The 11,431-nt window shown below is 71.7% G+C and carries 10 protein-coding genes; 6 read left to right on the top strand and 4 right to left on the bottom strand.

All coding sequences use genetic code 11. The annotated features are described in order from the left end of the window. A partial coding sequence (locus AB8Z75_RS07190; RefSeq protein ID WP_369200542.1) for an MFS transporter occupies window positions 1–1,649 on the top strand: 1,649 nt, incomplete at its 5' end. A 191-nt stretch (window positions 1,650–1,840) separates the two neighbouring features. Then, window positions 1,841–2,854: an NADPH:quinone reductase gene (locus AB8Z75_RS07185; RefSeq protein WP_369200541.1), complete on the top strand. Its 1,014-nt coding sequence runs from the start codon at window positions 1,841–1,843 to the stop codon at window positions 2,852–2,854. A 230-nt stretch (window positions 2,855–3,084) separates the two neighbouring features. Here the strand turns inward: AB8Z75_RS07185 and AB8Z75_RS07180 are convergent, their stop codons facing one another. Beyond that, entirely contained in the window at window positions 3,085–3,777 is a 693-nt protein-coding gene (locus AB8Z75_RS07180; RefSeq protein WP_369200540.1) for a type 1 glutamine amidotransferase domain-containing protein, read from the bottom strand. A 188-nt stretch (window positions 3,778–3,965) separates the two neighbouring features. Here AB8Z75_RS07180 and AB8Z75_RS07175 point away from each other — a divergent pair, with 188 nt between their 5' ends. Further along, a complete protein-coding gene (locus AB8Z75_RS07175) occupies window positions 3,966–4,829 on the top strand; it encodes a helix-turn-helix transcriptional regulator (RefSeq protein WP_369200539.1) in 864 nt (287 codons plus the stop codon). Between the two features lie 128 nt (window positions 4,830–4,957). Here the strand turns inward: AB8Z75_RS07175 and AB8Z75_RS07170 are convergent, their stop codons facing one another. Together AB8Z75_RS07170 and AB8Z75_RS07165 are read right to left on the bottom strand one after the other, a co-directional pair. Then, entirely contained in the window at window positions 4,958–5,767 is an 810-nt protein-coding gene (locus AB8Z75_RS07170; protein WP_369200543.1) for a PIG-L family deacetylase, read from the bottom strand. 282 nt (window positions 5,768–6,049) lie between these two features. Beyond that, window positions 6,050–6,613, bottom strand: coding sequence for a GNAT family N-acetyltransferase (locus AB8Z75_RS07165; RefSeq protein WP_369200538.1), 564 nt, complete (start codon window positions 6,611–6,613; stop codon window positions 6,050–6,052). A gap of 381 nt (window positions 6,614–6,994) precedes the next feature. Here AB8Z75_RS07165 and AB8Z75_RS07160 point away from each other — a divergent pair, with 381 nt between their 5' ends. Beyond that, window positions 6,995–8,101, top strand: a complete 1,107-nt coding sequence (locus AB8Z75_RS07160) for an SMI1/KNR4 family protein (RefSeq protein ID WP_369200537.1) — start codon at window positions 6,995–6,997, stop codon at window positions 8,099–8,101. A gap of 322 nt (window positions 8,102–8,423) precedes the next feature. Here AB8Z75_RS07160 and AB8Z75_RS07155 read toward each other — a convergent pair whose 3' ends face one another. Next, window positions 8,424–9,011, bottom strand: coding sequence for a TetR/AcrR family transcriptional regulator (locus AB8Z75_RS07155; RefSeq protein WP_369200536.1), 588 nt, complete (start codon window positions 9,009–9,011; stop codon window positions 8,424–8,426). Between the two features lie 70 nt (window positions 9,012–9,081). Between AB8Z75_RS07155 and AB8Z75_RS07150 the strand changes: the two genes are divergently transcribed. Together AB8Z75_RS07150 and AB8Z75_RS07145 are read left to right on the top strand one after the other, a co-directional pair. After that, the gene (locus tag AB8Z75_RS07150) at window positions 9,082–9,975 is read left to right on the top strand and encodes an NADP-dependent oxidoreductase (RefSeq protein ID WP_369200535.1); all 894 of its coding nucleotides are present in this window, start codon (window positions 9,082–9,084) and stop codon (window positions 9,973–9,975) included. A 97-nt stretch (window positions 9,976–10,072) separates the two neighbouring features. Then, window positions 10,073–11,194 (top strand): FAD-dependent oxidoreductase, encoded by a 1,122-nt coding sequence (locus AB8Z75_RS07145; protein WP_369200534.1) that lies wholly within the window; start codon window positions 10,073–10,075, stop codon window positions 11,192–11,194. The last annotated feature ends 237 nt before the right edge of the window (window positions 11,195–11,431 follow it).

Raw genomic sequence — 11,431 nt, 5'->3', positions numbered from 1 at the left:
CCCGGAAGCCGACTCGACCGACGACCCGCGCCGACCGCGCCGACCGCGTCGCCCACGCCGACCCGCGAGGCGCGCCGACCGCCGGGGCCCCACCCACACCGCGCTGGAGAGAACGCATGGTGAACGACACGCTGGAAAAGACCGCCCCCGGCGCCCAGGAGCACCGGTGGAGCAAACGGCTCGTCCTCTGGGCGGCCGTTCTCACCCTCGCCAACGTCCTGGCCGACGTGGCCATCGGTTCGCCCATGATGGTCCTGCCCCAATTACTGGAGCACTTCGACACCGACCAGGCCGCGTGGCTGAACGCGAGCGCGATGCTGGCCGGGGCCATCTGGTCGCCCCTGCTGGCGAAGACCTCCGACATCTTCGGCAAGCGCCGGATGCTCATCGGCACGCTGCTCCTCGCCTGCACCGGAGCGCTGATCTGCCTCGTCGCCCCCAACGTGTGGATCTTCCTGGCGGGACGCTTCGTCCAAGGCGCCGCCTTCGCCGCGGTCTTCCTCACGGTGGCCCTCGCACGCCAGATCTGCACCCCGCGGGTGGCGATGGCCCTGGTCGGGCTCGTGACGTCCGGCTCGTCGGTCGTCGGCATCATCGAACCGTTCCTGATGCAGCCGGTCATCGACGCGTTCGGCTACCGGAGCGTGTTCGTCGTCGCGGCGCTGCTCGCCGCGGCAGCCGCGCTCTGCGTACGGTCCCTCATCCCGGAGTCACCGATCCGCAGCACCGGCCGGATCGACGTGGGCGGTGCGCTGCTGCTCGGCGGCGGCCTCGGCGCGGTGCTCGCCTACATCAGCCTCGGCAGGGAACTCGGATGGCTGTCCGGCGGCATGATCGCGCTGCTGGTGGCCGGTGCCGCCGCGTTGACCGGGTGGGCGTTCCTCGCGCTGCGGGTCGACGAACCCGTCATCGACATCCGGGCCCTCACCCGACCCATCCTGCTGACGCTGCTGGCCCTGGTGCTGGCGGCAGGCTCCTTCCGCAGCATGCTGCAACTGACCAGCATCGTCGCCCAAGTGGACCCCGGCCTGGGGCTCGGCTACGGGCTGGGCGACGGAGAGGCGGTCGCGGTGCTGCTCGCCACGCCCAATCTCGGCATCGTCATCGGCGGCACGTGTGCCGGATGGCTCGCGGGGCGGTTCGGTCCCGCGCTGCCCCTCCTCGGCGGCATCGCCGTCGGCAGCGTGGCGACCTTCGCGATGCTGTCGGGCGTCTCGGTGCTCCCGCTGGCGATCGCCTGCGGCGCCCTGGTCGGCATGGCCGCCGGCGCGATCGGCGCCTCCGGCTACAACCTGGCCACCAGCATCGAGGCGCCCACACAGCAGGGCACGATCGCCGGTGTGGTGTCGGTCGTGCTCGCCCTCGGCTCGGTCGTCTTCACCTTCGCCGGCGGCGAGGTGCTCAAAGCCACCCGCGTCACCGGCACCCTGGCCGACGGCGCACCGGTGAGCACGGCGACCGGCGTGCACCTCTACGTGGCGATGGCGGGAGTGCTCTTCGTCCTCGCCGCGGTGCCCGCGATCATGCTCGTGCGCAGCCGCTCCGCCACGCCGGGCACACCGGGTACACCGGGCACGCCGAGTGCACCGAGTGCGCCGACCGCGCCCGAGACGCCGGTGCCTCCGGCTACGGCTACGGTCGGCCCGTAGCCCGGCGGCCAGGTAGCCCGGCGGCCCGGCGGTCCCGGTAGCCCAGCGGTCCCGGAAACCAACCCGCAGGCCTCCGGAATACCCCCGCTCGCTGCGGGGGTTGAGGGAGGGACACCTCGTGCGGGGCGGCGTCCTCCCCGGGCGGCAGCCAACCGCTCCTGGAGCGAGGGCGAGCGAAAGACAGGTGAGAGATGAAATCCGTCCTGCGGACGGCTGCCGGTGGCCCCGAGGTGCTGCGGCTCGTGGAGCGTCCGGTCCCCGAGCCCGGGCCCGGGGAGGTACGGGTCCGGGTGCACCTCTCGGGTCTCAACCCGACCGACTGGCGCAGCCGCAGACGCGCACTGCCGCCCGGCATGAGCGAGCAGGTGCCCCATCAGGACGGTGCCGGAGTGATCGACGCCGTCGGCCCTCACGTGGATTCGGAGCGGGTCGGGCAGCGCGTATGGATCTGGGAGGCCGCGTGGGAACGGCCCTGGGGAACGGCACAGCAGTACACGCTCGTCCCCGACCGGCAGGCCGTCTTCCTGCCCGACCACGCCCCGTTCGCACTCGGCGCGGCGCTGGGCATCCCGGCCCTGACCGCTCACCGCGCACTGACCGTCCACGACGGCGGGCCGGCATGTCTCGCGCCCGGCGCCCTGCGCGGCGCGACCGTGCTGGTGGCCGGCGGCGCCGGCGCGGTCGGCAACGCAGCCGTCCAGCTCGCCCGCTGGGCCGGGGCGCGCGTCGTCACCACGGTCAGCGGCCCCGCCAAGGCCGCGCTGGCACGCGCGGCCGGTGCGCACGAGGTCGTCAACTACCGCACCCAGGACCCGGTCGCGGAGGTACTGGCCTTCGCGCCCGAGGGCGTCGACATCGTCGTGGAGGTCGCACCGGGCGCCAACGCCGCGCTCGACCTCGCGGTGGCCGCGCCGGGAGCCGTGGTGGCCTACTACTCGGGCGGCGAGGACGAACAGCTGTCCGTCCCGGTGCTCTCCTCGCTCCCGGCGAACCTGCGTTGGCAGAGCGTCTTCATCTACACCGTGCCGTCCGCGGCGAAGGAACAGGCCCTCACCGACGTCGCGGCGGCCGTGGACGCGGGCGCGCTGCGCGTGGGCGAGGAAGCCGGACTGCCGCTGCACCGCTACCCGCTGGAGCGCGTCGCCGACGCCCACGCCGCGCTCGAACAGGGCGTCGTCGGGAAGGTCCTGCTCGACGTTCCGTGACCGTGCCGTCGGCGGCGGGCCGCGCGCCGTCCGCCGCCGTGGCGGGGACAGCACGCAGACCCGCCGCCGTGTCGTCACAGCGCGCAGACCCGCAGACCTGTCAGGACAGCGCGCAGACCCGCTGCCATGCCGTCACAACGCGCAGACCCGCTGCCGTGTCGTCACAACGCACAGGCCGCCTACGTATCGGAACAGCGCGCAGGCCGTCGGCGAGGCGCGCGGCGCCCCGCTCAGCCGAGGGCGGCGATCATGTCCTCGGCCATGCGGGTGCTGGAGGCCGGGTTCTGCCCGGTGAACAGGTTGCGGTCCCGCACGTTGAACTGCTCGTAGGCCGGCCCGCCGGAGTGCACGGCGCCCTTCTCCTTCAGCCGGGCGGCCAGCAGCCACGGTGCGCCTTCGGCCGTGCCGAACAGCCGTTCCTCCTCATCGGTGAACGCGGCCATCTCACGGCCGGCGAACAACCACGCCCCCTCCGCGTCCACCGCGCTGAGCAGGGCGGCAGGGCCGTGGCAGACTGCTCCGATGAGCTTCCCCGCCGCGTCCGCGGCGGTCAGCAGACGGCCGAGATCCGCGTCCTGGTGGAGGTCCACGACCGGACCGTGGCCGCCGGGGAGCACAACCGCGGCATAGTCGTCGATGCCGACCTCGTCCAGCTTCAGCAGGGGGCCGAACTCGCGGAGCGCCTTCTCCGCGTGGGCCACGTAGACGGCGCAGTCCGCACCGGCCACCTCGGGGTCGGCGCTGTGCCGGTCGAGCGGCTGCAGCACCCCGCCCGGGGAAGCGAAGTCGACCGTGTGACCGGCCTCGACGAACTTCTCGTGCGGGGCGGCCAGCTCCTCGGCCCAGTAGCCGGTCGGGTAGGACGAGCCATCGGTGCGCTCCCAGACACTCGCGGCGGACATGACGATCAGGATCCTGCTCATGGGGACACGGTTCCTCTCGGTGAGACGGGGTGGGACTGCCGCAGGGAGAACCCGCTCGGCATGCCTCCACCCTGGGCCGCGACCAACGCCGGCGGGGGCGCATACCACGCCCTGCTGAACCGCGGACCGGCGAACCCAGGACGCACAGGGCCAGCCACGAGCCGGCGCCGTCCGCGACACTGGAGGATGTGGCCGACAAGAATCACGAACTCGCCGATTTCCTGAAACGGGCCCGCGGCAAGGGCGACCCGTCCAGGTCCGGCCTGCCGTCGGACAGCCGCGTACGGCGCGTCCCGGGCCTGCGCCGGGAAGAGGTGGCGCGCCTGGCCGGAGTGTCGACGGACTACTACACCCGCCTCGAACAGGGCAGGAACATCACGCCCTCACCGGCCGTGATCGAGGCGATCGGCCGCGCCCTCGCCCTCGACGAGGCAGGCAGGGCCCACCTGCGTGACCTCCTCGGCGTGACCGCTGCCCCGGCCCGCCTGCACCCCGGTCGCGCCCAGCGCGTACGCCACGGCCTCCACCAGCTCCTCGACGCCCTCGACGGCGAGCCGGCCCTCGTTCTCGGCCGCCGTACCGACATCCTCGCCGCCAACCGCATGGCGCGCGCCCTGTTCGCCGACTTCGCACAGCTACCGCACCGCGAGCGCAACTACGCACGCTGGATGTTCCTCGACGACGACGCCCGCGCGCTGTTCACGGACTGGGAGGACCAGGCGCGCGCCGCGGTCGAGAGTCTGCGTCTCGACGCAGGGCGCGACCCCGACGACCAGGCCACCGCCGCCCTGATCGCCGACCTGCGCGCACGCAGCCACGCGTTCGACACCTGGTGGGAGCAGCACCGCGTCCATCAACGCACCCACGGCTCCAAGCGCCTCCGCCATCCCCTCGTCGGTGAGCTCACCGTCGAGTACGAGACCCTCACGCTCCCCGGAGACCCCGACACGACCCTGTACGTCTACACCGCAGAACCCGGCTCCCCCTCGAAAAGCGCCCTCGACCTCCTCGCGAGCTGGACCTCCCCCCGAACCGCCACCCACCGGCCCTGAGCGGCCCCGAACGGCCCTGAACGGCCCGAGGCCACCACACGCACGCGCCCGCGCCGCCCGGCCCGCCGCACCTCGGCGGCGTGGGGGCCGAGGCCGGGTATTCCAGGTCTGCGCTCCGGATGAGCGGATCAGCGCAGTCCGGCGAAGAGATCGTTCTCGGGTACGGCCGCTCCGGTGGCGTCCTGGACCCGTACGAAGGTCTCCATGCCCATCAACTCGCCGAACCTCTCCTTGCCCATCCCGAGGAAGAAGATGTTCTCGCCCTGGCTGGCGTGCGCGGCCAGCGCGTCGAACTTCTGGCCACTGAACGCGGTGGTGTCCACCCACGTGGTGATCTCATCGTCGGGGAGGCCCAGCTCGGCCATCGCGGCGGCCTCGGCAGGGTCCGGCTCCGGCATGTCCGGCTGGAACTCGCGCATGATCTCGCCGAACCGCTGCATCCCCGAGCGGGGCATCGTGGTCCAGTACACCTTCGGTGTCAGCTCGGTCAGCTCCAGCGCCGCCATCGTGATGCGGTGCGCCTGAATGTGGTCGGGGTGGCCGTAGAAGCCGTTCTGGTCGTAGGTGACGACCACGTCGGGCCGGTAGTGCCGCATGAGCTCCGCGAGTCGGGCGGCGCCTTCCTCCACGGGGGTCTGCCAGAAGGATGCGGGGGCGTCGTTGCTCGGCCAGCCCATCATCCCGGAGTCGGCATAGTCCAGCATCTCCAGATCGCTGATCTTCAGGGCCTCACAGCTCGCCTCGAGTTCCTGGCGGCGCATCGCTGCGACGGCCGCCGGATCGTGTCCGGGCTCGGAGGGCTTCACGCCCCCCGGACCGTCACCGCAACCGCCGTCGGTACACGTCACGAGAACCGTGCGGATGCCTTCCGCCGCGTACCGGGCGAGGACCCCTCCGGTCGAGGTGGCCTCGTCGTCGGGGTGGGCGTGCACCGCCATGAGCGTCAAGGGCCGGTCGGTCTTCAAGCAGTCCTCCAGCAGAAATACGTCGTGATCCGAGTGTGCGGCGGGCGTACCGCGCTCCGTGGCCCGGATCCTGTCGGGACAAGTGGACCTTGCGGTCGTCGAGACAAGTGACCTTGCGGTCGAGACAGACGACCTTGCGGTCTCCGAGTTCCCCGCCCCGTGCAGCGCCGCTCGCTCGATCGATGCAACGCTGCCGGGCGACCCGCTGTTCCCGGCGCGGCCGCAGGTCTCAACCCGTGGCGCGGGGCTGCTGTCTCAGGAACGTGCCCTTCCCCCGGCCCCGAGTTCGAGGAACATGAGGACCTCATCGCGGTCGTCACCGGGTCCGAGCCGAAGAGCTCCCGGCCGGCGCCCTATCTCCTTCCAGCCGAGCCGTCCGTAGAAGGTCTCCAGCCCGACCCCGGCGCGGGCTGCCAGGTGTAGCTGCTCAAGCTCCATCTCGTCACGAGCGACGGCCTGGGCCTTCTCCATCAGGGCGATGCCGATGCCCTGTCCGCGCCTGTCGGTGCGGGTCTGGACGTGGTGGAGGGTCCCCCAGTGGCTGATGAGGGCGAAGAGGTCGCGGCGTAGGGCGAGCCAGCCCACCAGGTCATCTCCGTCCAGCGCCAACAGGAGTCGGCAGGTCCGAGGACTGAGGTTGTCGAGGATGGCGTCGAGGGCGGGGGCAGCGTCCCGCTCGTCGATGGGTGGGAAGGGGAAGCCGGCTGCGCCGCCTGCGTTGGAGACGTCGATCCAGCAGTCGATGAGAGCCTGACGACGATCTGGATCGATGTCGTGCGGGGTGGTGGCCTGGGCGAAGCTGAGCGAGTCGGAAGGCATGCGGGGAGCGTCCCAGAAGCCACTGACAGTGGACGGCTCCGTCACGTCCGGTGCTTCTCGATCGCATCGGCCACACGTTCCCCGCACGGGGTGGCCCTCGTGGGTCGTCCGCGTTCCGCTCGTTCGAGGAGGGACCGCGAGGGACCGCCCGAAGCCGCCCCGAGCCGGGCCCACTCCGAGGCCGACGGTTCCACCGTGCGGAGGTCTCCCTCGCCCCAGTAGCACCGCACCCATGAAGTCGCCTCCTCCGTGAGGTCGCCCCCGCCATGAGGTCACCCCTCCACGAGATCACCCCGCCAGGAGGTCGCCCTTCCATGCGAGGGCCCAGGGGTTCGGGTCCCGTTGTGTGAGGGGGCGGGGGCGCAGTGCGAGCGTGTGACCATGACCACTGACACACCAGCAGACGAGCGAGTCACCCGGGCATGGAGCCGGATCATGGAATGGCTGGCCGATTACGCGCAACCGTCGTACGCGGCCCTCAAGCCCGGCGCCACAGAGGACGAGATCACGGCTCTGGAAGAAGCCCTCGGCGCGAGCGTCCCGGAGGAGTTGAAGGCACTGTGGCGGCTGTCCGCCGGTGAGGACGGCGTGGACGGTTCGGGTCTCATGCTGGGCGCCTGGGCCTTGATGCCGCTCGACGCCGTGCTCGCGGTCCATCAGACGCAGATGCGGTCGCAGGAGGAGGACGGCGAGGACGACTCCGCGGACGAGGACGCCCTGGTGGTGTGGAAGCCATCGTGGATACCGTTCTGCGCCTTCGGCCCCGACGACACCGCCGACGGCCTCTACGTGAACGGCGAGACCGGGGAGGTGTGGCAGTGGGCCGGGTTCGAGGAGAGCGAGCAGGCGTACAAGTCGCTGCCCGCCTACCTGGAGCTGATGGCAGTCAGCCTGGAAGCTCCCTTGACGGCGGCCGGCCCGGAGAAGCCCGGTATGCGGGGCGGCGCCCTGGTGTGGGGGCCCCCTTCCGACGAGAAGCGCGGCGACCAGTGGGTGCGCCACCTCGGCCAGGCCCCGCCGCGCCATCCCGCGAAGACTCTCGGCGCGATCCGGGCAGCGCTGCCCGGCGACGCGGGTGAGGAGTTCGACGAGCAGCGCGACGCCCTCGACCTGGCCGATCCCGAGGCCGTCGCCGCCTTCCGGGACCACTGGTGGGGGCGTGCCGTGCGGGCCCAGGAGGAACTGGAGGACGACGTTGCCGCCGCGCTGGGCGGGAACGTCTTGGCCCAGCCCGGCAACAAGCTGGCGCCGGAGTACGAGGCCACGCTGCCGCCCGCCATCCGCCACGTCCCGCCGTCCTTGGCCGACATCCGCGCCGCCCTGCGCCACGAGAGCGTCCGCGCACGGTTCAGCCGGGATTTCATGGACGCGATCCCGCCGCACTATCCGGCGCTGCTGCTGCGGTGGTGGGACATCGCCCGCCTGATGGCCGACCCTCGCGGCGATCGGGCCGTACGCGCTGTCGTCAACGGCCGCCGCACGGGCTAGGCATGGCCGCAAGGCACAGCCGCTGATCCGCGCTGCCTCACGGCCGGTTCCCTTGTGCAGCTGTCGGCGCGGTCGTCCGCAGGACTGTTCAGCGAGACCCGGGACACTCCAGCTGTAGGTTCTCAGCGCCGATGTCATCCGGCGATGCTGTGGCCAGAGGTTCCCGCGAGGTCTCACCTCGTGTCAGCCGGCGCAGTCTCAGATCCGTGTCGTTTCCCCAGCTCGGCGGTCGGCCCGGGAGGTGCCTGGTCCCTCTTGTGCCTCCGACGGGCGCTGGCGAAGCGCGTGCCTGAGGTCCTACCTGGCTGGAGGGAAAAGTCCCTCACGCACGTCGGGAGGGGCCGGTGGCCTCCCAGGCCGCCTCGATCATCCGGAAGATCTCGTCCACCGCGGCGTCCGGGTCGGCCGCCGCGCGAGCCAGCGAGTGGGCGTCGACCACGAACCTCGCGATGGCCCGGCAGGCCGTTGTGGCCTGTGCCAGGCCGAGGTCGGCGGTGATGGCCGCTGCCAACGACTCTGCGTGGCGCAGCCTCATCGACTCCTCGTACCTCCGCAGGTCGGACGATGCGTCGATCATGTGCCAGATCGGGGCGGCGCTGTCCGTCGTGCAGTGGCGCACCAGGGCCTGCGTCTCGCGGCGCAGCGCGGGGATGAGCGGCTCGTGGGGCGCCCGCTCTGTGACCGCCTGCGCGAGGCGGTGCTCGAAGTTCTCGTCCTGCTCGAACACCAGGGCCTCTTTGGAGGCGAAGTGGGAGAACAGCGTGGTGACGGCCACGTCGGCCTCGGCGGCCACCTCGCGGATGCCCACCGCGTCGTACCCGCGTTCCAGGAAGAGCCGCAGGGCGGTTTCGGCGATCTTCTGGCGGGTCGCGGCCTTCTTGCGCTCACGGCGGCCGGTCGGCACGGTCATGCCCTGACACTACCAAACACAAAAACCTAACCGTTTCATTGAACTAACGGTTAGTGCTACGGTCGGCGGAATGAAGAAAGTGAGCTTCGCCGAGTTCGGCGGTCCTGACGTGCTGCACCTCATCGACGCCGAGGAGCCCCACGCGGGCCCCGGCCAGATACGCCTCACCGTGCGTGTGGCGGGGGTGAACCCCGTCGACTGGAGGGTCCGCGAAGGCCAGTTCCGCGAGACCCAGCCGATCGAGTGGCCCGCCGGAGTCGGGCTCGACGCCTCCGGGGTGGTGGACGAGGTCGGCGAGGGCGTCGAAGGCGTCGAGGTCGGCGATCACGTGTTCGGCAGAGGTTCGAGTACCTACGCCGAGTACGCCGTGCTGTCGGCCTGGGCCCGGATGCCCGAGGGGCTGACGTTCGAAGAGGCGGCCGGATACCCCTCCGTGGTGGAGACCGCGCTGCGCATCCTCCGCGAGGTCGGTGTGCGGCCCGGTCAGACGCTGTTGGTCAGCGGCGCTGCCGGGGGAGTCGGCTCCGCGGTGCTGCAGATCGCCCGCGAGCGCGGCATCACGGTGATCGGCACAGCCGGGGCGGCGAACCAGGACTATCTGCGCGGTCTCGGCGCCCTGGCCACGACGTACGGCGAGGGCTGGACCGAGCGGGTGCGGCAGCTCGGCCCCGTCGACGCGGCCCTCGATCTGGCCGGCTCGGGCGTGATCCGCGAACTCGTCGAGCTGACCGGGGATCCGCGGAAGGTGATCTCCATCGCCGATCTCGACGCGCCGAAGCACGGCGTCCGCTTCTCCGGTGTGACCGGCAGCGTGCCGGAAGCGCTCGCCGAGGCCGCGGCCCTCATCTCACGAGGAAAGCTCCACATTCCGGTCGAGAAGACGTACCCGCTCGCCGAGGCCGCCGCCGCGCACATCGACAGCCAAGCCGGTCACACGCGCGGGCGCCGCGTCGTGGTCGTCTGAGCCGGTTCCCGCGCGCTTACCCGGCCCGGCAAGCCGGATTCCCTCCGCACACCCGGCCGGGCCCGCCCGGCCGGGTGTGCGACACGCAAGGAGTCCCATGCACTCTCCTGTCACGATCATCGGCGGCGGGCTCGGCGGCCTCGTACTGGCCCGCGTCCTGCACGTCCACGGCATTCCCGCCGCGGTCTACGAGGCGGAGTCCTCCCCGACGGCACGTCCACAGGGCGGGATGCTCGACATCCACGACCACAACGGCCAAGCCGCCCTCAAGGCGGCCGACCTGCTGGACGAGTTCCGCGGCATCGTCCTGGAGGGCCGCCAGGCGATACGGCTCCTCGACCGGAACGGGACCGTTCTGTTCGACAAGGCCGACGACGGCGCGGGGAAAAGCCCCGAGGTACAGCGCGGCGAGCTGCGGCAGATACTGCTCGACGCGCTCCCCGCCGGCACCGTCCGCTGGGGCCACCAGGCCACCGGCGTCCGCACCCTCGCCGAGGGCCGCCACCAGGTGACCTTCGCAGACGGCACCCACGTCGTCACGGACCTGCTGGTCGGCGCGGACGGCGCCTGGTCACGCGTCCGAGCGCTGCTCTCCGACGCCGCACCCGCATACATCGGCCGCTCCTTCGTCGAGACCCACCTGTACGACGCCGACATCCGGCACCCGGCCACCGCGGAAGCCGTCGGCGGCGGGACGCTCGGGGCGGTCGACCCGGCCGAGCACGGCAAATGGTTCGTGGCGCACCGGGAGAAGGGCGGAGTCCTCCACGCCCACGTCACACTGGTCAAGCCGCTGGACTGGTTCGCCGCCATCGACTTCACCGATGCCGGCGCCGCCGCCGCGCGGATCGCGGAGGAGTACGACGGGTGGGCACCGGAACTCACCGCCCTGATCACCGGTGGCGGGACCGCACCGGTCCTGCGCCCCCTCCACGCCCTGCCGCGCGGGCACCGCTGGGACCGGATACCGGGAGTGACCCTCCTCGGCGACGCCGCCCACCTCTCGCCCCCCGACGGCGAAGGCGCCAACTTGGCCATGCAGGACGGCGCGGAACTCGGCAAGGCTCTCGCCGCACACCCCGACGACATCGAGACCGCCCTCACCGCGTACGAGCGAGCGTTGTTCCCCCGCAGCGCCACGGCCGCCACCACAGTCGGCCACAACCCCACCCCCCAGGAGGTGATCAGCTTCTTCACCCAGGACGAGCGGACCGCATGATTCGCTCTGCGTGCGCACGCAAGGGCCGGTACCCGTCCACCGCACGGTGCCCCCGTCGACACGACGGCGGAGAAAAGGACACGGAGGCAGAGGACCCGTAACCGGCCGGCTTCAACAGGCTGGTGGCGCGGGGGGAGCCACCGAGCGGCATCGTCATCCGGCGCATCGTCCCTTGCCAGGTCACCCGGAATGGTTGTGAGGCCAGACCCACCACACGCCGGTCGTGATCGAGGAGCG

The sequence above is a fragment of the Streptomyces sp. PU-14G genome, assembly GCF_041028275.1.
In the GTDB taxonomy this organism is placed as follows: Bacteria; Actinomycetota; Actinomycetes; order Streptomycetales; family Streptomycetaceae; genus Streptomyces.
The sequence above is the reverse complement of the archived record's forward strand: the minus strand, read 5'-3'. Positions and strand labels throughout refer to the sequence as shown.

Bases quoted from the DNA above. Each gene is read 5' to 3' on its own strand.
- AB8Z75_RS07150 (WP_369200535.1), top strand. From the start codon at position 9,082: ATGAAGAAAGTGAGCTTCGCCGAGTTCGGCGGTCCTGACGTGCTGCAC.
- AB8Z75_RS07165 (WP_369200538.1), bottom strand. From the start codon at position 6,613: ATGCCTTCCGACTCGCTCAGCTTCGCCCAGGCCACCACCCCGCACGAC.
- AB8Z75_RS07145 (WP_369200534.1), top strand. From the start codon at position 10,073: ATGCACTCTCCTGTCACGATCATCGGCGGCGGGCTCGGCGGCCTCGTA.
- AB8Z75_RS07160 (WP_369200537.1), top strand. From the start codon at position 6,995: ATGACCACTGACACACCAGCAGACGAGCGAGTCACCCGGGCATGGAGC.
- AB8Z75_RS07170 (WP_369200543.1), bottom strand. From the start codon at position 5,767: ATGGCGGTGCACGCCCACCCCGACGACGAGGCCACCTCGACCGGAGGG.
- AB8Z75_RS07185 (WP_369200541.1), top strand. From the start codon at position 1,841: ATGAAATCCGTCCTGCGGACGGCTGCCGGTGGCCCCGAGGTGCTGCGG.
- AB8Z75_RS07155 (WP_369200536.1), bottom strand. From the start codon at position 9,011: ATGACCGTGCCGACCGGCCGCCGTGAGCGCAAGAAGGCCGCGACCCGC.
- AB8Z75_RS07180 (WP_369200540.1), bottom strand. From the start codon at position 3,777: ATGAGCAGGATCCTGATCGTCATGTCCGCCGCGAGTGTCTGGGAGCGC.